This is a genomic window from Pseudocolwellia sp. G5-9 (assembly GCF_055808995.1).
Map to the genome: position 1 here is coordinate 4427609 of NZ_CM147893.1, position 20726 is coordinate 4448334.

The following is a 20726-nucleotide window of genomic DNA, read 5'->3' on the forward strand; positions in this document are numbered from 1 at the left end:
TTCCCTTATGCAATAGGCAAAATTTAAATTATGAGCTGGATAGAAAAAATTCTCCCAAAAGCCAAATCTAAGGCTACACAAAAACGCGGTGTTCCAGAAGGTGTTTGGAGCAAATGTACTGAATGTAATGCGGTACTATACAAAGTTGAACTAGATCGCCAAATGTCGGTTTGTCCTAAATGTGACCACCATATGCGTATCAGTGCGAGAAAACGTATTGATGGATTTTTAGATCCGGATGGTAGAATTGAGCTAGGCGAAGAGTTTGAAGCACAAGATATTTTAAAGTTTAAAGACTCTAAAAAATACAAAGATCGTATCAGTGCAGCACAAAAAGCTACAGGCGAAAAAGATGCTTTAGTTGTGATGAAAGGTGAGCTAATGGGCGCCCCAATTGTTGTAGCTGCATTTGAGTTTGCCTTTTTAGGTGGTTCAATGGCGTCAGTTGTTGGAGCTCGTTTTGTTAAAGGCGTTGAATATTGTTTAGAGCATAACTTACCGTTTGTTTGTTTTTCAGCAAGTGGCGGAGCACGTATGCAAGAAGCCTTATTCTCATTGATGCAAATGGCAAAAACAAGTGCTGCCTTAGCTAAAATGAGCGAAAAAGGTTTACCATATGTGTCAGTACTTACTGACCCTACAATGGGTGGAGTATCAGCTAGTTTAGCTATGTTAGGTGATATTAACGTTGCTGAACCTAAAGCATTAATTGGTTTTGCTGGTCCGCGTGTTATTGAACAAACTGTACGTGAAAAACTACCTGAAGGCTTTCAACGCAGCGAGTTTTTGAAAGAAAAAGGTGCTATTGATTTAATTGTAGATCGCAGAGAAATGCGCTCTACATTAGCGCGTATGTTAGCTAAGTTTATGGGGTATGATAGCCCTAAAGCTTCTTAGGTAAGACTTTTACTAAGTTTTTTAGCAAGGTTTAGTATTTTTACATGACAAAAAATTTATCAAGCCACTCATTAGGGTCATCCCTTGATGAGTGGCTTTCTTATATTGAAAGTATTCATTTTACCGAAATTGATATGGGATTAACCCGTATTAAACAAGTAGCTGAACGCTTATCTATTGATTTAACTTCTTCCAAAGTTATTACCGTGGCAGGAACCAACGGTAAAGGTACTACGTGCGCCTTTATAGAAAACTATTTATCAAGCGAGGAATACTCTGTCGCAGTATATTCTTCACCTCATATTGAAAAATTTAATGAAAGATTGCGTCTAAATAAAATAGATGTAGAAGATCAGCTGTTAATCAACGCATTTTATAAAATTGAGCAAGCACGCTTAGATATTTCATTAAGCTATTATGAGTATACAACTTTAGCCGCTCTTATCGTTGTTAGTGAACTAAAGCCTAATTACCTTATTTTAGAAGTGGGGTTAGGGGGGCGATTAGATGCAACAAATATTGTTGATTGTGATGTAGCTGTTGTAACAACTGTTGATCTTGATCATCAAGCCTTTTTAGGAGATACCAGAGAAAAAATTGGTTTTGAAAAAGCGGGTATCATGCGTGAAAACACATATGCCGTTGTTGGCGATCTTGCTCCCCCTCAATCAGTGTTAAAATATGCAGAAACTATAAATGCAAAATTATTATGTAGAGAACAGCACTTTTCTTTAATCCAGCACGAAAAAAATTGGTCTTTTTCATTAAATCATAAAATTTATGAAAAGCTCAATGTACCTTATATTCCAATTGACAACGTAGCAACAGCGCTTACTGTACTCTCTTTGTTAGAAGTACCTATTAGTAGTGCTAAAATTAATACGGTGATTAACTTAACTAAAGTGGCTGGACGTACTGAACTTTTTGTTAAAAATTGTGATGTATTACTTGATGTGGGCCATAATCCACAAGCAGCAAGGTATTTAGCTAACTACCTAAAAAATATGAATTATAATAAAATATTTGCTGTAGTTGGAATGTTAGCAGACAAAGATATTACTAACGCATTGTCACCTTTAATTGAATATGTAGACGCTTGGTATTTAGGTAGTTTACATGTCAACAGAGGTGCTAAGGCGCAACAGTTATCAGAAAAATTAAACGTTTTGAATGAGTCGGTTAATTGCTTTGACAATGTGACTCAAGCCTTTAAAATGGCTAGTTCTGTAGCGGGAGCAAAAGATCTTATCCTAGTATATGGATCATTCTACACTGTAGCAGAAATAAGGCGACTACTTGTTTAGCGGTAAGTTATTTAGTGGTAAAGTTGTTTAGTAGTAAAGCTTAAATTATAAGCTAATATTAGGAGTTTAGTTTGTCTACACCTTTTCAAAACCGAATAGTTGGAACTGTTATTGTTGCGGCTGTAGCGATTATATTTTTACCTGATTTCCTTGATGGAAACAAAAAGAAATACAATGCTGAGTTTGAAAATATCCCTCAAGCACCTAAAATTGAACTTAATACTGAAATTAAGTCTTTCCCTAGTGATAAATTAAAAAGTATTGAACCTAAAGAAGAAGAGGTAGTTGAAGTAGAGCAAGATAATATACTTCAACTCGCTTCAGATGAAAGTAACACGAGTGCCTCTAAAGAAAAGGTTACTGAACAATCGTCTGTTGCATCTTCTGATACTGTTAAAATTAATTCATTAGAAAAACCCGCATCATTAGGCGCAGATACAACTCAAAAAGCTGAACCCGATAGTAAAAATACCACTAGGGTAAGCCTACCTGAAAAAATTAACGTGAAAGAAACTTGGGTCATTCAATTAGGAAGTTTTAGACATAAAAAGAATGTATCAGAGCTTATAGAAAAATTAAAATATCATGGCTACACAACATTCACACGGCCAATAAAAACTAAAAATGGTACGTTAACTAAAGTGTTTGTAGGGCCTGATATCAATAAAGCTTCTTTGGAAAGTAAAATAAAACCACTTAAAACATTAACCCATGTAGAAGGTAAAGTTACACGCTTTTATCCTACTAAATAATAAAAATAATAGCTTTAATTGGTTAGCATCTGGTAGAATGCGCGCCTCTAATCAATGAGAACATTCAAATGATGATTTGGGTAGATTATGCCATATTGGCAATAATAGGCATTTCAACACTAGTAAGTTTAGTACGTGGCTTTGTTAAAGAAGCGATTTCAGTTGTAATTTGGATCGGCGCCTTTTTTATCGCGAGTACTTTTTATAGTGACTTAGCGGTCTTCTTTACAAATATCTCAGATCAATTCCTTCGAAATGCAGCGGCAATTACCGTACTGTTTGTTTCTACTCTTATTATAGGTGCGTTAGTTAATTATATTATTGGGCAACTTGTTAATAAAACAGGTCTTTCTGGTACGGATCGCGTATTAGGTTTAGCTTTTGGTGCACTACGAGGTGTATTAATTGTTAGTGCTATATTATTTCTATTAGATGCATTTACACCTGCGCCATCAACCGTATGGTGGCAGAACTCATTGCTTATCCCCGAATTTAAATTGATTGTTGTTTGGTTTTTTGAATACCTTAAACAGTCATCTAGTTTTTTAATACAATCTTAGGTCTGCGGAGAATAATTTCATGTGTGGTATTGTTGGCATAGTTGGTAAAAGTAACGTAAGTCAATTAATCTATGACGGATTAACAGTGCTTCAACACCGAGGTCAAGATGCGGCAGGTATCGTCACCATTAGTGATAATACCTTTAGAATGCGTAAAGCTAATGGCTTAGTGAAAGATGTATTTCACACTCGTCATATGTTGAGGCTCCAGGGTACTATTGGTATTGGGCATATTAGATACCCAACTGCAGGTTCATCTAGCTCTTCTGAAGCACAACCTTTTTATGCTAATTCACCTTTTGGTATTTCGCTAGCGCATAACGGTAATTTAACTAACGCTGATGAGTTAAAGAAATGGCTGAATCTTAATGCTCGACGTCATGTAAATACAACGTCGGACTCTGAATTATTATTGAATATTTTGGCTCATGAGCTTCAATGTACAAGTAATTTAGAACTGACACCGGATGATTTTTTTAATGCGATTAGTAATGTACATAAACGCGTTAGAGGTGCATATGCAACGGTGGCGCTAATTATAGGGCATGGAATGATAGCGTTTCGTGACCCAAACGGTATTCGTCCACTTGTTTTTGGTAAAAGAGAAACAGAAACAGGTTTAGAGTATATGGTAGCGTCAGAATCTGTTGCATTAGATGCTTGTGGTTATGAGTTTGTAAGAGATGTTGCTCCAGGTGAAGCGATTTATTTTACAGAGTCAGGTGAATTATATAGCCAGCAATGTGCTGAAGCTCCGCAATATTGTCCATGTATATTTGAATACGTTTATTTTGCTCGTCCAGATTCGACTATCGATAAGATATCAGTTTATGCGTCACGAATTGAAATGGGTAAAAAATTAGGCGAGAAAATAGCCAAAGAATGGGAGGATTTAGACATAGATGTTGTTATTCCTATTCCTGAAACTTCATGTGATACTGCGCTAGAAATAGCTCATCAGTTAAATGTTCCATATCGCCAAGGCTTTGTAAAGAATAGATATATTGGCCGTACTTTTATTATGCCTGGACAAGAGCAACGGAAAAAATCTGTTCGTCAAAAACTGAATGCCATTGGCGCAGAGTTTAAAAATAAAAATGTTCTATTAGTTGATGACTCAATTGTTCGAGGCACAACATCTGGTCAAATAATTGAAATGGCTAGAGCTTCAGGAGCTAAGAAGGTTTACTTTGCCTCAGCGGCACCAGAAGTGCGTTTTCCTAATGTTTATGGTATTGATATGCCAAGTGCTAATGAGCTAATTGCACATGGCCGTGAATTAGATGATATTTGTGATTTAATTGGTGCCGATAAACTTATATTCCAATCAATTGAAGACTTAGTTTCTGCAGTAAATGTAGCGAACCCTGAAATCAAAATGTTTGATACATCAGTGTTCAATGGTCAGTATATTACTAAAGATATCAACCAATCTTATTTAGATAAGCTAGATGCATTACGAAACAATGAATCAAAAGAAAACTCAGATAGAAATGCAGAATCTATTATTGATATGTACAACGAAGGTGCTGAATAATTTGTAATTACATTCGTTCTATTTGATTGGATAAATATTTAAAGCATAGAAAAAAGGCACCTTAGGTGCCTTTTTTCTGTTTGGTTTTCATTTTTAATTAAATATATGTAAAAACTCAGGCCCTAAACCTACACCAAAAAGAATGATCATTGCGGCTAATAAACCTACCAGTAATACTAAGCCACAAGTTACAACAGAGCTTGCATATATAAAGCCTTCTTCTTCAGGAATATTCATCATAATAGGGACACCTGAATATAAAAGATAAACTGAATAAGACATTGCGGCAATACAAGCGAGTACCACAAACCAAAGAACAGGGTAAAGCGCTACAATACCGACCATAAGCAAAGGTGTTGCTGTATACGCAGCAAGCTCTAAAGATTGCGTAAAATCGGGTGACGAATCAAAAGTTCTAGCCATCCAGTGAATTAAATAAGCCAATGCCGCTACACCAATTATTAACGTTAAATAAAAAATTACGGTCATAACAATAGCGTTGGTGTTTGTTAGCTTTATTGGTTCCCCTACTCCAATTGTCCAGCCAATATGAGCCGCTGCAAAGTAACCGCAGATTGCAGGAATTAAAGCGATGGTACAAATGTGAACTAAGCTATAAAGTAAGCTTTCGTGGCGTTTCTCGATTACTTGCCATTCTTCTTTAGGGTGGGTATACAAGCCCCATATATGATTTAATATCATTGTAATCTCCTTCCACGTTTCCGAACAAAGGACAACATAACGCAATGTCGGTTAGTTTTGTTTAAATTATTATCTAGTTATTATTATTAAGTCTTACATATCTATTTATGTAAGATAGTCGTTCAAAGGTCAAGAAATGTTAATAAAATAATCAAAAAAGAGTGGTTTTATCGTCAATTAATCTAAAAATGATAGAGGTTATTACTTTTTAACTGATTTTTATTCGAACAATATTCATGACTTCTATTTCAAATCCTGCAACTTTTTCGTTAGATACGTAATAGGTAACATTAACTCTATTATTCACTAAAGATTTATAGAGTTTCTTACGTTTATATTTAAAAGGAACGTCTATATTTTCAAACATAACCGTATTAATAAACCATTCGTTTTCTTCACGTTGTACATGTGAAGTTACCTTGAGGTTATCTGTATGAATGAGTTCTTGATGTTTTTTTATTAATTTGTCACTGTCAGATTTCATTGTTAATAAGTTTGTTATACATAAATTGATATTTTCCTAGTATCTCAATAAATAGGCTTTTAAAATAGAGCAATTCATCAATATTGTTATTCACTATGACCTACTCTCATTTGTTATCACCTATTAATAATTTTTTAAACATTGAAACGCCACAAGTGTGGATTGATGAAGCAATAAAAGTTGAAAACTTAGAAGTCATATTAATAGATCATTTGATTTGTGAGTTAAAAGCCGCTCAATCAGCTATGTTTTTAATTCGTAAATATGCAGTAGATAAAAAAAGTGGTGATGCGCTACTTGAGTGGTTACAGCCATTTGAGCAGTTTATTTATAAAAGAGAGGGTAATTGGCGCGACCTTGCTGTTAAAAATAAACTTACAAAATCGGTTATTCCTAAATCTGATTCACCTTATGGACAAGATTTAATTGATAAAATGGTGTTATTGATAAAAGAAGAGCTTCACCATTTTTATCAAGTATTAGAAATGATGGATCATTACGGTATTGAATATAAAAGCATAACACCATCTCGTTACGCTAAAGGTATGTTGAAACACGTTAAAACACATGAGCCAGATACGCTAATTGATAAGTTGATTTGTGGGGCATATATTGAAGCTAGATCGTGTGAGCGCTTTGCTAAACTAGCTCCTTACGTAGATAAACGATTAGGAGATTTTTATATTTCTCTTTTAAGATCTGAAGCACGCCACTATCAAGATTATTTAGAATTGGCCCAGTCAATATCTCCGGTAGATATCACTGCAAAGGTTGAGTATTTTGGAAAAGTTGAAGCTGATTTGATATCTAGCCCTGATACTGATTTTAAGTTTCATAGTGGAATATCTAGTATAAAAACTACGTAATTATTTAAAAATAGTATTCAATAGTGTTTTTGTTGTAGGGGTAACTTTTAACCAAGCACCTTGTTCATACCAATCACCTAACACTATTCTTTGAGCTGGGTTATTATTCGCTATTAATTCATGTATGTTGGGTCGATGGGTGTGACCATGGATCATTAATTGGCAGTTGTATTCTTCTAAATCTTTAATAACTTCAGATTCAGTTACATCCATAATATCAAGTGACTTTGTTTGTTGTGCTTGTTTACTTTTTTCTCTGTAATTATCAGCAATTTTCTTTCTTAACCATAACGGTAGGCTTTTCATAAAACCTTGCCACCACCAACTACGCGATTTTTTTCTAAATTTTTGATAATCAACATCACGCGTACAAAGTGTATCGCCATGCATAAGTAAAACTTTTTCGTTATAGAGATCGATTAGTTGTTTTTCAGGTAATAGGATCATATTAGCTTGTTTGGCGTAATGTTTACCTAATAAGAAATCTCTATTGCCGTGAATAAAATAAACTTCTGTGCCTGTTGCTGTTAAGGTTTGTATGGCTTTTATAACTGCATCGGTTAGTTCTGTTTTGTAGTCGTCACCAAACCAAACTTCGAATAAATCACCTAAAATATAGAGCTTTTCGGCTTTTATCGCGTCATTCTTCATAAACGACAAAAAACAGGCCGTAATATCAGGCCTGTTTTCCGCTAAATGTAAGTCAGCTATAAAGTAGATGATTTGTTCTTTATTGTTTATCACTAAAAATTTGAATCCAAATATTTAATTTAAGCTGCTTTCTTAAGCTTCAATAACTGTTTCAGTAATAATGATTTCTTCTTTTGGTACATCGTCGTGATGGCCTAAACGACCTGTATCAACTAACGTCATTTTGTCTACAATGTCCATACCTTCAACTACTTCACCAAATACACAGTAACCCCAGCCTTGAACTGTTTCACTTTTAAAATCTAAAAATGTGTTATCAACCAAGTTAATAAAAAACTGAGCAGAAGCTGAATGAGGATCTTGTGTACGTGCCATAGCAAGTGTGCCACGCGTGTTACTTACGCCATTGTTTGCTTCATTTTTAATGCTTTCACTTGTGTTTTTTTCTTCTAAACCAGACGAAAAACCACCGCCTTGTGCCATAAAGCCTTTAATTACACGGTGAAAAATAGTGCCGTTGTAAAAGCCATCTTCAGCATATTGTTGGAAGTTTTTAGCTGTAACAGGTGCTTTATCAAAGTCTAATTTAATTTTGATATCACCTAATGTTGTTTTAAAAGTAATCACTATATGTTCTCTCTATTTAATACGATATTTATAATGTGGAGATTGTAACGTAAGAATTCAAACATTTCTTCTCTAAAATCTAACCATCTGATGATTCAAAAGAAATGTTGATGTACACTTACGCTTCGATTTTTTGTTAAAATACAATAAACCTAATTTAATTAGCGCCCCTAAAGTTTTTCAGGGCAATACAGGAAACTAGAAAAGTTATGCTGCAAATTTTTAATACTCTTAGCCGAAAAAAAGAAATATTTAAACCTATTACTGAAGGTAAGGTTGGCTTGTATGTTTGTGGTATTACCATTTATGATCGTTGCCATATTGGCCATGCGAGAACGTATGTAGCCTTTGATATTATTGCGCGTTATTTAAAATATTCAGGTTATGAACTTACTCATGTGCGTAATATTACTGACGTTGACGATAAAATTATTAAACGTGCGCTAGAGAATAACGAAAGTTGTGAGTCGTTAACTCAACGTATGACAGCTCAAATGTATCAAGACTTTGATGATTTAAATATTATGAGACCTGATATTGCACCAACCGTAACAGGACACATGCCTGAAATTATTGATCTTGTTGCTACATTAATAGAAAAAGATCACGCGTATGTTGCTTCAAATGGCGATGTAATGTTTGAAGTAAGCACATACAACGATTACGGCAAGCTGAGTATGCAAAACCTTGATATGCTGCAAGCGGGTTCTCGGGTTGATATTGATGAAGCTAAAAGAAGCCCATTAGATTTTGTTTTATGGAAAATGGCAAAACCAGATGAACCAAGCTGGGATTCACCTTGGGGTAAAGGTCGTCCTGGTTGGCATATTGAATGTTCTGCGATGAACCAAAAGCATTTAGGTAAGCATTTTGACATTCATGGTGGTGGCTCTGATTTACAATTCCCCCATCATGAAAATGAAATAGCTCAGTCGTGTTGTGCGAATAATACACCTTATGTTAATTACTGGATGCATGGTGGTATGGTGCAAATTAACAAAGAGAAAATGTCTAAATCGTTAAATAACTTTTTCACATTACGTAGTGTTTTAGATGAATATGATGCAGAAACAGTAAGATTCTTTTTAACGTCGAGTCATTACCGTAGCCAGTTAAATTATTCTCAAGATAACCTAACACAAGCAAGAGCTAGCTTAGAACGACTGTATACTGCGTTACGTGATGTAACTCCTGTACCGGTTGAACTAACTGGCAACGAGTATGTAAATCGTTTTGAGAAAGCCATGAACGATGACTTTAATTGCCCTGAAGCTATGCCGGTTATCTTTGAATTATCTAAAGAGATTAACCGCATAAAAGATCAAGATGCAAACAAAGCAGGGGAGCTAGCTTATATTCTTATTGAACTAGGTAAAGTGTTAGGTATTGCACAAAGCTCACCAGAAGAGTTCTTTAAAGGTAGTGTTGCAAATGATTCTGAAGCTGAAGAAATTGAAGCGTTAATTAAACAACGTAATGAAGCGCGTGCTAATAAAGATTGGGCGATGGCTGATGATGCCAGAGATAAACTGAAAGCGATGAATGTTATTCTTGAAGATTCAGCTGGAAAAACTACATGGCGTAAAGCTTAGTTTTTAATGCTTTAATCTTTATATTTATAGAATTAAATCCAATAAAAAAGTCAGCTAACTAGCTGACTTTTCGGTTTTAAATACTTAATACTTAATACTTGAAATTAATTATTAGCTTCGCAAGCTAACAAAGTGTTTTCAATTAAGCTTGCTACCGTCATTGGTCCAACACCACCAGGCACAGGAGTAATGAATGATGCTTTATTTTTCGCAACTTCAAATCCTACATCACCGACTAGTGAGCCATTTTCTAAACGGTTAATGCCCACATCGATCACTATAGCGTCTTCTTTAATCCATTCACCCGGAATAAATTCAGGTTTACCCACAGCCACCACTAACAAATCAGCCCCTCTTACTTTAGATTCTAAATCTTTTGTAAAGCGGTGTGTTGTTGTAACTGTACAACCAGCAAGTAGTAGCTCTAAACTCATAGGTCTACCAACGATATTGGAAGCACCTACAACAACAGCATCTAAACCATGAGTTTTGATCTTGGTGGTTGATATCAATTCCATAATACCTTTAGGAGTACAAGGACGAAGACCTGGCTGGCGCAATACTAATTTACCTACGTTAGAAGGATGAAAACCATCAACATCTTTATTAGGGTTAATATGTTCAATAACTAAATTCGAATCTAAATGTGCAGGAAGTGGTAGCTGAACTAAAATACCATCGATTGTATTATCTAAATTTAGCTCATCAATTAATGCAAGGAGCTCACTTTCAGATGTTGATGATTCTAAATCGTAAGATTTAGATATAAAGCCTACTTCTTCACATGCTCTGCGTTTACTTCCAACATAAACTTCAGAAGCAGGATCTGATCCAACTAATATAACGGCAAGGCCGGGAACTCGTAATCCATTTTGTATACGCTGATCAACTTTACGTTTTACAGATGTTCTAATTTGCTGGGCAATTTCTTTGCCATTGATTAATGATGCTGTCATTTTACTTCTATATATTTATGATGGATGAAAAACGCTAGCATTTTCTCATAATTTTAAGTGTAATTGTATAAGGATTTTATATAAATAAAATTATGGGGATTAAATAATGAAATTAAGACTATTAACTGATATTTCAACATTATTGAGTTGATAATTATACAAGATGATGTAAAAGTAACCGAACGCGTTTTTTTTTATAAAAAATGTTTGACGCGACCCAGTCAACTAGGTAATATCCGCCCCCGTTGAAAGCAAGTAATGTTTTTAGCAATGTCGGTGATTAGCGCAGCTTGGTAGCGCACTTGGTTTGGGTCCAAGGGGTCGCAAGTTCGAATCTTGCATCACCGACCACTTTTAATTTTTAATTAAAAGTTTAGTTCTGTAGGCCATGTGCGCCCTTAGCTCAGCTGGATAGAGCAACGCCCTTCTAAGGCGTGGGTCGTAGGTTCGAATCCTACAGGGCGCGCCATACAGTGGTGGCTGTAGCTCAGTTGGTAGAGCCCCGGATTGTGATTCCGGTTGTCGAGGGTTCAAGTCCCTTCAGCCACCCCATTCAGGCTAGTAGAAATAAAGTATATCGGTGATTAGCGCAGCTTGGTAGCGCACTTGGTTTGGGTCCAAGGGGTCGCAAGTTCGAATCTTGCATCACCGACCACTTTACTCCTTTCATATGATTTCAATTTCTTAATCCATTAAAATTTCTATTATTAATTTTAGTGAATAAAATATCTTCTCTCATTTCTATCTTCGTACATTACATGTAAATCAATACGATTTTATCAATTGTGCTTATGATGTTATTGTTTTTTTCTGTAATTTAATAATAAATACAATTATTTATTATTAAATTAAAAATAAATTGTTTATACGCTCGACTATTGCTATAAGCATCGCTATAATTTCGCGTCATAATTTTTAATCTGAACATCTTTATTTGTAATTTTAAGCTTCGCTATTAATTTTAGGGAGATTAAAAGCAAACTCTACTTGTTATTGTTTGTTTACTGTATTTAGGTGAGTTATTGATAGCGTACTAAACGCTAAGTTTTGAGGTAATTAAATGCAAGTTTCAGTTGAGACTACACAAGGTTTGGAACGTCGTTTAACGATTTCTGTTCCTGCAGAATCAGTAGATGTTGAAGTTAAAAATCGTCTTCGTCATATAGCTAAAACACAACGAATTAACGGATTTCGTCCGGGTAAAGTTCCACCATCAGTTATTCAAAAACGTTACGGAAAGTCTGTACGTCAAGAAGTGGCTGGTGAGCTTATGCAGCGTAATTTTGTTGATGCGATCGTAGCAGAGAAAATTAACCCTGCTGGAAGACCAAACTTTGTTGCTAAAAGCAATGAAGAAGGTAAAGCATTAGAGTTTGAAGCAACTTTTGAAATTTATCCTGAAATTAAGCTAAATGATTTAGGATCAATTAACGTTGAAAAACCGAAAGTTGAAGTAACAGATAAAGATTTAGACGAAATGTTTGTTACGTTACAAAACCAACATAAAACGTGGAAAGAGAACAAACGTAAAAGTAAAAAAGGCGATAAACTAACTATCGACTTTACTGGTCGTATTGACGGTGAAGACTTTGAAGGTGGTAAAGCTGAAGGTTTTGAACTTGAATTAGATGCTGGCCGTATGATCCCAGGTTTCGAGACTGATATTATTGGTATGAAAGTTGGTGAAGAAAAAACGATTAAAGTAACTTTCCCTGAAGATTATCATGCTGAAAATCTAAAAGGCAAAGAAGCTGAATTTGATATTGTTGTTCATAAAACTGAAGGACCAGTAGTTCCTGATATTGATGAAGAATTTGCTAAGCTTTTCGGTGTGGAAGAAGGTGGTGTTGAAGCTTTACGTGATGAAGTACGTAAAAACATGTCACGTGAATTAACTCAAGCGGTTAAAGCTAAAGTTAAAGAGCAAGTGATTGACGGCTTATTAGCTGCACATGATATTGACATTCCTGCCTCTTTAATTGCTCAAGAAGTTGATGTTTTACGTCAACAAGCTATGCAACGCTTTGCTGGCCAAATGGATCCTAATAACTTACCTGAACTTCCAGCAGAAATGTTTGAAGAGCAAGCTAAGAAACGTGTTAAAACAGGTTTATTATTAGGTGAAGTGATTAAAGTAAACGAATTGAAAGTTGATGAAAACAAAGTAAATGAGCTTATTGCATCAGCAGCTTCTGCGTACGAAGATCCAAAAGAAGTGATTGAATACTACACAACTAACAAAGAGCTTAATCAACAAATGCAAAATGTTGCATTAGAAGAGCAAGCTGTTGAAGTAGTACTTGCAAGTGCAAAAGTTAAAGAAAAGAAAGCAAGTTTCAAAGATATTATGAATCCTGAAGGAAAATAAGCCTTTTAGATTGACATTTTATCAAGCAATCGCTTAAATGGCTTGTATGGAAACATACAAGCCATTTTTTTAATCTAAGGACAATCTGTTGTTTACTTCTCATACTTCTCAAAATTTAACAAGTGTTACTGAAAGCGCTTTGGTACCAATGGTTGTTGAACAAACACCAAAAGGTGAACGTTCATATGATATTTACTCTCGTCTTTTAAAAGAAAGAGTAATATTTCTGTGTGGTCAAGTTGAAGATCATATGGCAAACCTTATTGTTGCTCAGCTTCTTTTTTTAGAATCAGAAAGCCCTGAAAAAGATATTTTTCTATATATTAATTCACCGGGTGGCTCTGTTACTGCAGGTATGGCTATTTACGATACTATGAAGTTCATTAAACCGAATGTAAGTACGGTATGTATTGGTCAAGCTGCAAGTATGGGAGCATTCCTATTATCGGGCGGCGAAAAGGGTAAACGTTATTGCTTACCTAATGCGCGAGTTATGATTCATCAGCCTTTAGGTGGCTTCCAAGGTCAAGCGTCTGACTTTGAAATTCATGCTAAGGAAATTTTATACATAAAAGAAAAAATGAATCGCTTAATGGCAGAGCATACTGGTCAGCCGATAGAGAAGGTTTCAGAAGATACTGATAGAGATAACTTCTTAAGTGCAGAAAGTGCAGTTGAATATGGATTAGTTGACGCCATATTAGAACAAAGACAAGATAAATAATTTTATCTTTTATCGTAATATCATTTGTAAAATGATTAAATACTTAAATGTATAAGTAAATTCAAATTAAAGAATTAGAGGTACCGTATGACCGATATAACTAAAGGTGACGGTGATAACGGCAAGTTGCTGTATTGTTCATTTTGTGGCAAAAGTCAGCACGAAGTACGTAAACTTATCGCAGGTCCATCTGTGTTTGTTTGTGACGAATGCGTTGAACTGTGTAACGATATTATTCGTGAAGAAATTAAAGAAATTTCGCCAAAGCAAGACAAAGAAAAATTACCAACTCCAATGGAAATCAGAGATAGCCTTGATGATTATGTTATTGGTCAAGACCATGCTAAAAAAGTATTGTCTGTAGCGGTATATAACCATTACAAACGTTTACGTAATGGTGATTCTCATAATGGTGTTGAATTAGGTAAAAGTAATATTTTACTTATTGGTCCAACGGGTAGTGGCAAAACCTTATTAGCTGAAACTTTAGCAAGGTTATTAGATGTTCCATTTACTATGGCTGATGCAACCACATTAACCGAAGCTGGTTACGTTGGTGAAGATGTAGAGAATATTATCCAAAAATTATTACAGAAATGTGATTACGACGTTGATAAAGCTCAACGTGGCATCGTCTACATTGATGAAATTGATAAAATATCTAGAAAGTCTGATAATCCATCAATTACTCGCGATGTATCAGGTGAAGGCGTTCAACAAGCTTTATTAAAGCTTGTTGAAGGTACTATTGCTTCAGTACCTCCTCAAGGTGGTCGTAAGCATCCACAGCAAGAGTTTTTACAAGTTGATACGTCTAAAATCTTATTTATTTGTGGTGGTGCTTTTGCTGGGCTTGATAAAGTTATTGAACAACGTTGTCAAACAGGAACAGGTATTGGTTTTGGTGCTGAAGTTCGTGGAAAAGATGCTGAAAAATCATTAACTGAAAGGTTCCAAGACGTAGAACCTCAAGATTTAGTTAAATACGGTTTGATCCCTGAGTTTATTGGTCGATTACCTGTAGTGGCTACCTTAACTGAGCTTGATGAAGACGCTTTGATACAAATATTACAAGAACCTAAAAATGCCTTAACTAAACAATTTATTGCGCTTTTCGATATGGAAGGTGTTGAGTTAGAGTTTAGAAAAGATGCATTATTAGCTATTGCAAATAAAGCGATGAATCGTAAAACAGGTGCCCGTGGTTTACGTTCAATTGTTGAGAGTGTATTACTCGAAACTATGTACGAGTTACCATCATTAGAAAATGCGTGTAAAGTGGTTGTTGATGAAACCGTCATTAAAGGTGAGTCAAAACCTATCGTGATTTATGAAACACCACAAGACCAAGCTGTTTCGGAGTAACTTAACCTATAAAGTTAAATAGTTGTTTGAAATTAAATAAAAAAGAGTCGTAATGGCTCTTTTTTTTCTTTGGCTGTTGAAAGCCTTACGATAATCCCCATATACTTTTTAAGTGTAAATTCTTCATACTAATTCCCGAGAGAGTAATCTATGAGCGATGAGTTATCTGGCGTAACTGAAATTCCAGTACTAGCCTTACGTGATGTTGTTGTATACCCGCAAATGGTGATCCCATTATTTGTAGGCAGAGAGAAATCAATTCGTTGTTTAGATATTGCTAACGAAAAAGATAAACAAATATTTTTAGTTGCACAAAAAGATGCTGCTATTGATGATCCATCTTTTAACGATGTCTATCAAACCGGAACTGTTGCCTCTATTTTACAAATGCTAAAACTACCAGACGGAACTGTAAAAGTTCTTGTTGAAGGGGTTAAAAGAGCAAAAATTTCTGAATTTGTAGAAACTGAAGAATATTTTACGGCGAACATAGATTTTCTTCAAACAACAGATGGCGATGTTGAAAATAGTGAGGTATTAGTTAGATCAGCTATTTCGCAATTTGAAGGTTACGTAAAGCTTAATAAAAAAATACCTCCTGAAGTATTAACCTCAGTAGCAGGTATTGATGATCCTGAACAACTAGCAGATACCATGGCTGCTCACATGCCTCTTAAATTAGAGGACAAACAAAAAGTATTAGAAATCGTCAATATATCAGAGCGATTAGAATACTTAATGGGGTTAATGGAAGGTGAAATCGACCTTCTTCAAGTTGAAAAGAAAATTCGTACTCGCGTTAAAAAGCAAATGGAAAAAAGCCAACGTGAATATTATTTGAATGAGCAAATGAAAGCTATTCAAAAAGAACTTGGCGATATGGAAGATACGCCTGATGAAGCAGAATTAATTAATAAAAAAATTGATGCTGCTCAAATGCCTAAAGAAGCCAAAGAAAAAACATTAGCTGAAGCTAAAAAATTACAAATGATGTCACCAATGTCAGCAGAAGCTACTGTTGTGCGAAGTTACATTGATTGGATGACAAGTGTACCTTGGAAAAAGAAAAGTAAACTTAAGCGTAACTTAGCATTAGCCGAAGAGGTTTTAGATCAAGATCATTATGGTTTAGATAAAGTTAAAGAACGTATACTTGAATATTTAGCGGTTCAGCAAAGAGTGACATCATTAAAAGGACCTATTTTATGTTTAGTAGGACCTCCAGGTGTAGGTAAAACCTCACTTGGCCAATCTATTGCCAGATCTACAGGTCGTAAATATGTACGTATGGCATTAGGCGGTGTAAGAGATGAAGCTGAAATTAGGGGGCATAGACGAACCTATATAGGCTCATTACCGGGGAAGCTGATTCAAAAGATTGCAAAAGTGGGTGTTAAAAACCCATTATTCTTATTAGATGAAATTGATAAAATGGCATCTGATATGCGAGGAGACCCAGCTTCAGCACTTTTAGAGGTTTTAGATCCAGAGCAAAATAGCAGCTTTAACGATCATTACTTAGAAGTTGATTATGATTTATCTGACGTAATGTTTGTCGCTACGTCGAACAGCATGGATATTCCAGGTCCTTTACTTGACCGTATGGAAGTTATTCGTTTATCGGGTTATACCGAAGATGAAAAATTAAATATAGCTAAAAACCATCTTCTTAAGAAACAAATAGAGCGTAATGGTTTAAAGGAAAGTGAAATAACTATTGAAGATAGTGCTATTATTGGCATTATTCGTTATTACACACGCGAAGCAGGTGTACGTAGTTTAGAAAGAGATATATCTAAACTTTGTAGAAAAGCAGTTAAAGCTATTTTATTAGATAAAAAGCTTAAAAGTGTTGTTGTTAATCAAGACAACTTATCTGAATACTTGGGTGTGCAACGCTTCGATTATGGTAAAGCCGATGAGCAAAATCGTGTAGGGCTTGTTACAGGCCTAGCTTGGACATCAGTTGGTGGTGAACTACTTACTATTGAAACCGCTTCAGTTCCAGGTAAAGGTAAGCTGACTTACACTGGTTCATTAGGTGATGTTATGCAAGAGTCTATTCAAGCAGCCATGACGGTTGTTAGAAGTAGAACTGAGAAGTTTAGAATTAATGAAGACTTCCATGAAAAGCGTGATATACACGTTCATGTACCTGAAGGAGCCACTCCTAAAGATGGTCCAAGTGCAGGGGTTGGTATGTGTACTGCGTTGGTTTCTAGTTTAACTGGCAATCCGGTTAAAGCTGAAGTGGCAATGACGGGTGAAATAACGTTAAGAGGTGAGGTTTTAGCTATTGGTGGTTTGAAAGAAAAATTACTTGCTGCTCATCGCGGAGGAATTAAAACCGTCATAATTCCTAAAGATAATGAACGTGATTTAAAAGAAATACCTGAAAATGTGATTGCTGATTTGACTATCTATCCAGTAAAGTGGATTGAAGAAGTATTGGATATTGCACTCGAAAACCCAATTGAGAAGGTTAAATTAAAAAGTTAACGTAGTGGATTTTGGGCATTTTTTGAATAAAATGTTCAAAAAAGTGTAAAAAAACAAAAAAAAATGAAAAAAAATGAAATTTTAGCTTTTCAAACGCTGAAACTGTGGTAAGTTAACAACGCTGAGAAGGTCGAACCCCAATATAGATACGGGGTCTAGTCGAGATAATAGCAATAATAATTATTCTATTATCTAAATTTAAAATTTCTTTAACTCAGTGCTTGATGTTCAAAATAAAGCTTGCTATAAAATATGCTTTTGCAGGACGCTACAAACAAATGATAGCGCTGGAATAATAACAATTGAAGGGGAAAACTGTGAATAAATCTCAACTAATCGAAAAAATTGCAGCTGGTGCTGATATCTCTAAAGCAGCTGCGGGTCGTGCATTAGACTCTTTTATCGAAGCTGTTACAGAAGAATTAAAGGGTGGCGATCAAGTAGCGCTAGTTGGATTTGGTACTTTCTCTGTGCGTGACCGCGCAGCTCGTACTGGCCGTAATCCTCAAACAGGTGCTACAATTGAAATTGCTGCAGCTAAAATTCCATCTTTCAAAGCTGGTAAAGCGTTGAAAGATGCTTGTAATAACTAATCACAGTTATATGATTGAATGAAAAAACCACCTTTTTAGGTGGTTTTTTGTTATATAAATTTAAAATTAAAGTAATATCATTCCACTTAACTATTTAGTGTTTTAATGAGAATAAAGTAAGTATTTAAGTAGAATGATATTAACAATAACTAAAAGTGCATTTCTAGGTGAAAATATTTTATATTTATCTTTTAATCTAGCTTCAAGGTGTGTGTTCATTCTGTTAAAATCACGCGCAAATGATCTACAAATTTTATTAAATATCATAATAGAACATAATTTAATTAGAATTTGAAATAAGCACTCGGTGTAATAAGAGAGAGAAATGTTAGAAAATATTAGAGAAAGTTCTCAGGGTATGGCAGCTAAGATTATTCTTGGCTTAGTAATTTTGACTTTTGCATTGGCTGGGATTGGTAGTTATACAAATTCTACGGATACTTCAGTTGCTGATGTTAATGGTGAGAAAATTACTCAGCAAGACTTTAACAAAGCGTATCAAGCACAAAGAAATAGAATGCAGCAACAATTTGGCGAAATGTTTGAAAACCTAGCGGCAGATCAAACATATATGGCAAATTTTAGAAATGGTATTGTTGATAATTTAATTAACGAACGTTTAGTTGATCAAAATTCAGCGAATTTATCTATTAAAGTGTCTGATGAACGAATTAAAGAAACAATTCGTACTATGCCTGAATTTCAAATTGATGGTGTTTTTGATAATAATCGTTATTTAGCATTAATTAATCAAGCGGGTTTTTATCAATCATCTGATTTTAGAGATTATTTACGATTAGAAATGAGTCGTCGTCAATTAACTCAAGCTTTAGTCGTAAGTGAATTTGCGTTACCGTATCAAAGTACTATGGCTGCAAAATTACAAAATCAAAAACGTGATATTCGATTTGCTTCAATTGATTTAGAGCAATTTAAAAGTTCGGTTGAAGTAACAGAAGAAGAAATTAAAAGCTTCTATCAAGAAAACCAAGCTCGTTTTATGAATCAAGAAAAGGTTAAAGTTAATTACATCGCCTTGAATGTTGCAGATATTGCAAAAGATATCATAGTTTCAGACGACGATGTAAAAGCTTACTATGAAGAAAATATCAAAAATTTCCGTCAAGAAGAACAACGTAAAATTTCTCATATACTCATCGAAGTTAATGACGATGAAGCTAAGGCCAAAGCAGAGGCTGAATCTATACTTACTAAAATAAATGCTGGTGAAGATTTTGCTGAATTAGCTAAAAAATATTCAGCGGATACCTTTAGTGGTGAAAACGGTGGTGATTTAGATTGGTTAGAACGTGGCTCAATGGATGAAGTTTTTGATGAAAAAGCGTTTGCTTTAGCCAATGTTGGTGATGTTAGTGATGTTGTTAAAACTGAATATGGTTTTCATATTATTAAGTTAACGGATCTTAAAGCTGAGGTAACAAAACCTTTAAGTGATGTGTTTGACGAATTGAAAGTAACCGTGAGTAATCAAAAAGCACAAGAAGAGTTTTTTGTACTTCAACAAGAAATGGCTCGTGTAAGCTTTGAATTTCCAGATAGCTTAGATGATGCTGCCGAAGCTGTTAAAACGAAAGTAATGACTTCAGAATGGTTATCTCGTACAGGTAATTCTGCACCTTTTGAAAATCCAAAAGCAATAGATGCAGCATTTTCTGATTTAGTTCTTAATGAGAACCTTAACTCTGATGTTATCGAAGTAAGCGACTCAATGGCTATTGTTATACGTTTAAACGAACATCAAATGGCTAAGGTTAAATCTTTAGAAGAAGTAACGGAAACGATTAAATCATCTTTAATAGCGCAAAAAGCTAAAGCTGAAGCTCAAAATACAGTAGATGCTTTATTGGCTGAATTACAATCAGGTGCTGATATTACTGAAAAATTAACGCAATACGGTGCTGTTTTTGAAACTAAAGCCGATGTGACTCGTTTTGCAACAGATGTTGAACGTTCAATAGTAGAAAAAGCGTTTACCTTAGCACATCCTGCAGAAGGTTCTGTATCAGCAGGTTTATCTGATTTATCTAATGGTGGCTTTGCTTTAATTGAAGTACAAGCGGTTAAAACCAGCGAAAGTAAATTAGATGCCAACGTCGAAAACCAGCAAGTGAATCAGTTAGCTCAATCGGCATACTTAAGCTATGTTGAATCATTAAAGGCTAATGCTTCAATAACTAAGAATTCTTTAGTTACATCAGTTAATTAAGTTTCTTAATTCTGAATAGTCT

Annotated in this window: 18 protein-coding genes and 4 tRNA genes; 17 read left to right on the plus strand and 5 right to left on the minus strand. The window is 34.9% G+C overall.

Annotated elements, in window-relative coordinates:
* Positions 1-30 precede the first annotated feature (30 nt).
* From accD to purF, 5 genes are all read left to right on the plus strand, one after another.
* Complete coding sequence (gene accD / locus AC0L5Q_RS19245) at positions 31-897, plus strand: acetyl-CoA carboxylase, carboxyltransferase subunit beta (protein ID WP_473613162.1); 867 nt, start codon at positions 31-33, stop codon at positions 895-897.
* 44 nt (positions 898-941) lie between these two features.
* Positions 942-2201 carry a bifunctional tetrahydrofolate synthase/dihydrofolate synthase gene (folC, locus tag AC0L5Q_RS19250; RefSeq protein ID WP_473613163.1) on the plus strand — a complete coding sequence of 420 codons (1260 nt, stop codon included), beginning with the start codon at positions 942-944 and terminating at the stop codon, positions 2199-2201.
* 71 nt (positions 2202-2272) lie between these two features.
* A complete protein-coding gene (locus tag AC0L5Q_RS19255) occupies positions 2273-2953 on the plus strand; it encodes an SPOR domain-containing protein (protein ID WP_473613164.1) in 681 nt (226 codons plus the stop codon).
* A gap of 71 nt (positions 2954-3024) precedes the next feature.
* A complete protein-coding gene (locus AC0L5Q_RS19260; protein ID WP_473618337.1) occupies positions 3025-3513 on the plus strand; it encodes a CvpA family protein in 489 nt (162 codons plus the stop codon).
* A gap of 19 nt (positions 3514-3532) precedes the next feature.
* Positions 3533-5050: an amidophosphoribosyltransferase gene (gene purF, locus AC0L5Q_RS19265; protein WP_473613165.1), complete on the plus strand. Its 1518-nt coding sequence runs from the start codon at positions 3533-3535 to the stop codon at positions 5048-5050.
* A 93-nt stretch (positions 5051-5143) separates the two neighbouring features.
* On the opposite strand, the gene AC0L5Q_RS19270 is transcribed toward purF, so the two are convergent.
* Positions 5144-5752: a Yip1 family protein gene (locus AC0L5Q_RS19270; protein WP_473613166.1), complete on the minus strand. Its 609-nt coding sequence runs from the start codon at positions 5750-5752 to the stop codon at positions 5144-5146.
* Positions 5753-5960: 208 nt separating this feature from the next.
* Positions 5961-6236: a hypothetical protein gene (locus tag AC0L5Q_RS19275; protein WP_473613167.1), complete on the minus strand. Its 276-nt coding sequence runs from the start codon at positions 6234-6236 to the stop codon at positions 5961-5963.
* Between the two features lie 95 nt (positions 6237-6331).
* Between AC0L5Q_RS19275 and miaE the strand changes: the two genes are divergently transcribed.
* On the plus strand, positions 6332-7102 hold the full coding sequence (gene miaE, locus AC0L5Q_RS19280) for a tRNA isopentenyl-2-thiomethyl-A-37 hydroxylase MiaE (protein WP_473613168.1): 771 nt from the start codon (positions 6332-6334) through the stop codon (positions 7100-7102).
* Here the strand turns inward: miaE and lpxH are convergent, their stop codons facing one another.
* Together lpxH and AC0L5Q_RS19290 are read right to left on the minus strand one after the other, a co-directional pair.
* Positions 7103-7846 (minus strand): UDP-2,3-diacylglucosamine diphosphatase, encoded by a 744-nt coding sequence (lpxH, locus tag AC0L5Q_RS19285; RefSeq protein ID WP_473613169.1) that lies wholly within the window; start codon positions 7844-7846, stop codon positions 7103-7105.
* A 39-nt stretch (positions 7847-7885) separates the two neighbouring features.
* The gene (locus AC0L5Q_RS19290) at positions 7886-8380 is read right to left on the minus strand and encodes a peptidylprolyl isomerase (RefSeq protein WP_473613170.1); all 495 of its coding nucleotides are present in this window, start codon (positions 8378-8380) and stop codon (positions 7886-7888) included.
* 209 nt (positions 8381-8589) lie between these two features.
* Between AC0L5Q_RS19290 and cysS the strand changes: the two genes are divergently transcribed.
* Positions 8590-9972 (plus strand): cysteine--tRNA ligase, encoded by a 1383-nt coding sequence (gene cysS / locus AC0L5Q_RS19295; protein ID WP_473613171.1) that lies wholly within the window; start codon positions 8590-8592, stop codon positions 9970-9972.
* Between the two features lie 104 nt (positions 9973-10076).
* Here cysS and folD read toward each other — a convergent pair whose 3' ends face one another.
* Positions 10077-10928: a bifunctional methylenetetrahydrofolate dehydrogenase/methenyltetrahydrofolate cyclohydrolase FolD gene (gene folD, locus AC0L5Q_RS19300; protein WP_473613172.1), complete on the minus strand. Its 852-nt coding sequence runs from the start codon at positions 10926-10928 to the stop codon at positions 10077-10079.
* Positions 10929-11202: 274 nt separating this feature from the next.
* Here folD and AC0L5Q_RS19305 point away from each other — a divergent pair.
* From AC0L5Q_RS19305 to AC0L5Q_RS19350, 10 genes are all read left to right on the plus strand, one after another.
* Positions 11203-11279, plus strand: a tRNA-Pro gene (locus tag AC0L5Q_RS19305).
* A 41-nt stretch (positions 11280-11320) separates the two neighbouring features.
* Positions 11321-11397 (plus strand) — tRNA-Arg (locus AC0L5Q_RS19310).
* Between the two features lie 7 nt (positions 11398-11404).
* Positions 11405-11480, plus strand: a tRNA-His gene (locus AC0L5Q_RS19315).
* 26 nt (positions 11481-11506) lie between these two features.
* Positions 11507-11583 (plus strand) — tRNA-Pro (locus AC0L5Q_RS19320).
* Positions 11584-11988: 405 nt separating this feature from the next.
* Entirely contained in the window at positions 11989-13296 is a 1308-nt protein-coding gene (gene tig / locus AC0L5Q_RS19325) for a trigger factor (RefSeq protein ID WP_473613173.1), read from the plus strand.
* 88 nt (positions 13297-13384) lie between these two features.
* A complete protein-coding gene (gene clpP / locus AC0L5Q_RS19330; protein ID WP_473613174.1) occupies positions 13385-14020 on the plus strand; it encodes an ATP-dependent Clp endopeptidase proteolytic subunit ClpP in 636 nt (211 codons plus the stop codon).
* Between the two features lie 87 nt (positions 14021-14107).
* Positions 14108-15385, plus strand: coding sequence for an ATP-dependent protease ATP-binding subunit ClpX (gene clpX, locus AC0L5Q_RS19335; RefSeq protein ID WP_473613175.1), 1278 nt, complete (start codon positions 14108-14110; stop codon positions 15383-15385).
* A 150-nt stretch (positions 15386-15535) separates the two neighbouring features.
* A complete protein-coding gene (gene lon / locus AC0L5Q_RS19340) occupies positions 15536-17884 on the plus strand; it encodes an endopeptidase La (protein ID WP_473613176.1) in 2349 nt (782 codons plus the stop codon).
* A gap of 317 nt (positions 17885-18201) precedes the next feature.
* Positions 18202-18477: a nucleoid-associated protein HU-beta gene (gene hupB, locus AC0L5Q_RS19345; protein WP_473613177.1), complete on the plus strand. Its 276-nt coding sequence runs from the start codon at positions 18202-18204 to the stop codon at positions 18475-18477.
* Between the two features lie 325 nt (positions 18478-18802).
* A complete protein-coding gene (locus AC0L5Q_RS19350; RefSeq protein WP_473613178.1) occupies positions 18803-20704 on the plus strand; it encodes a SurA N-terminal domain-containing protein in 1902 nt (633 codons plus the stop codon).
* The last annotated feature ends 22 nt before the right edge of the window (positions 20705-20726 follow it).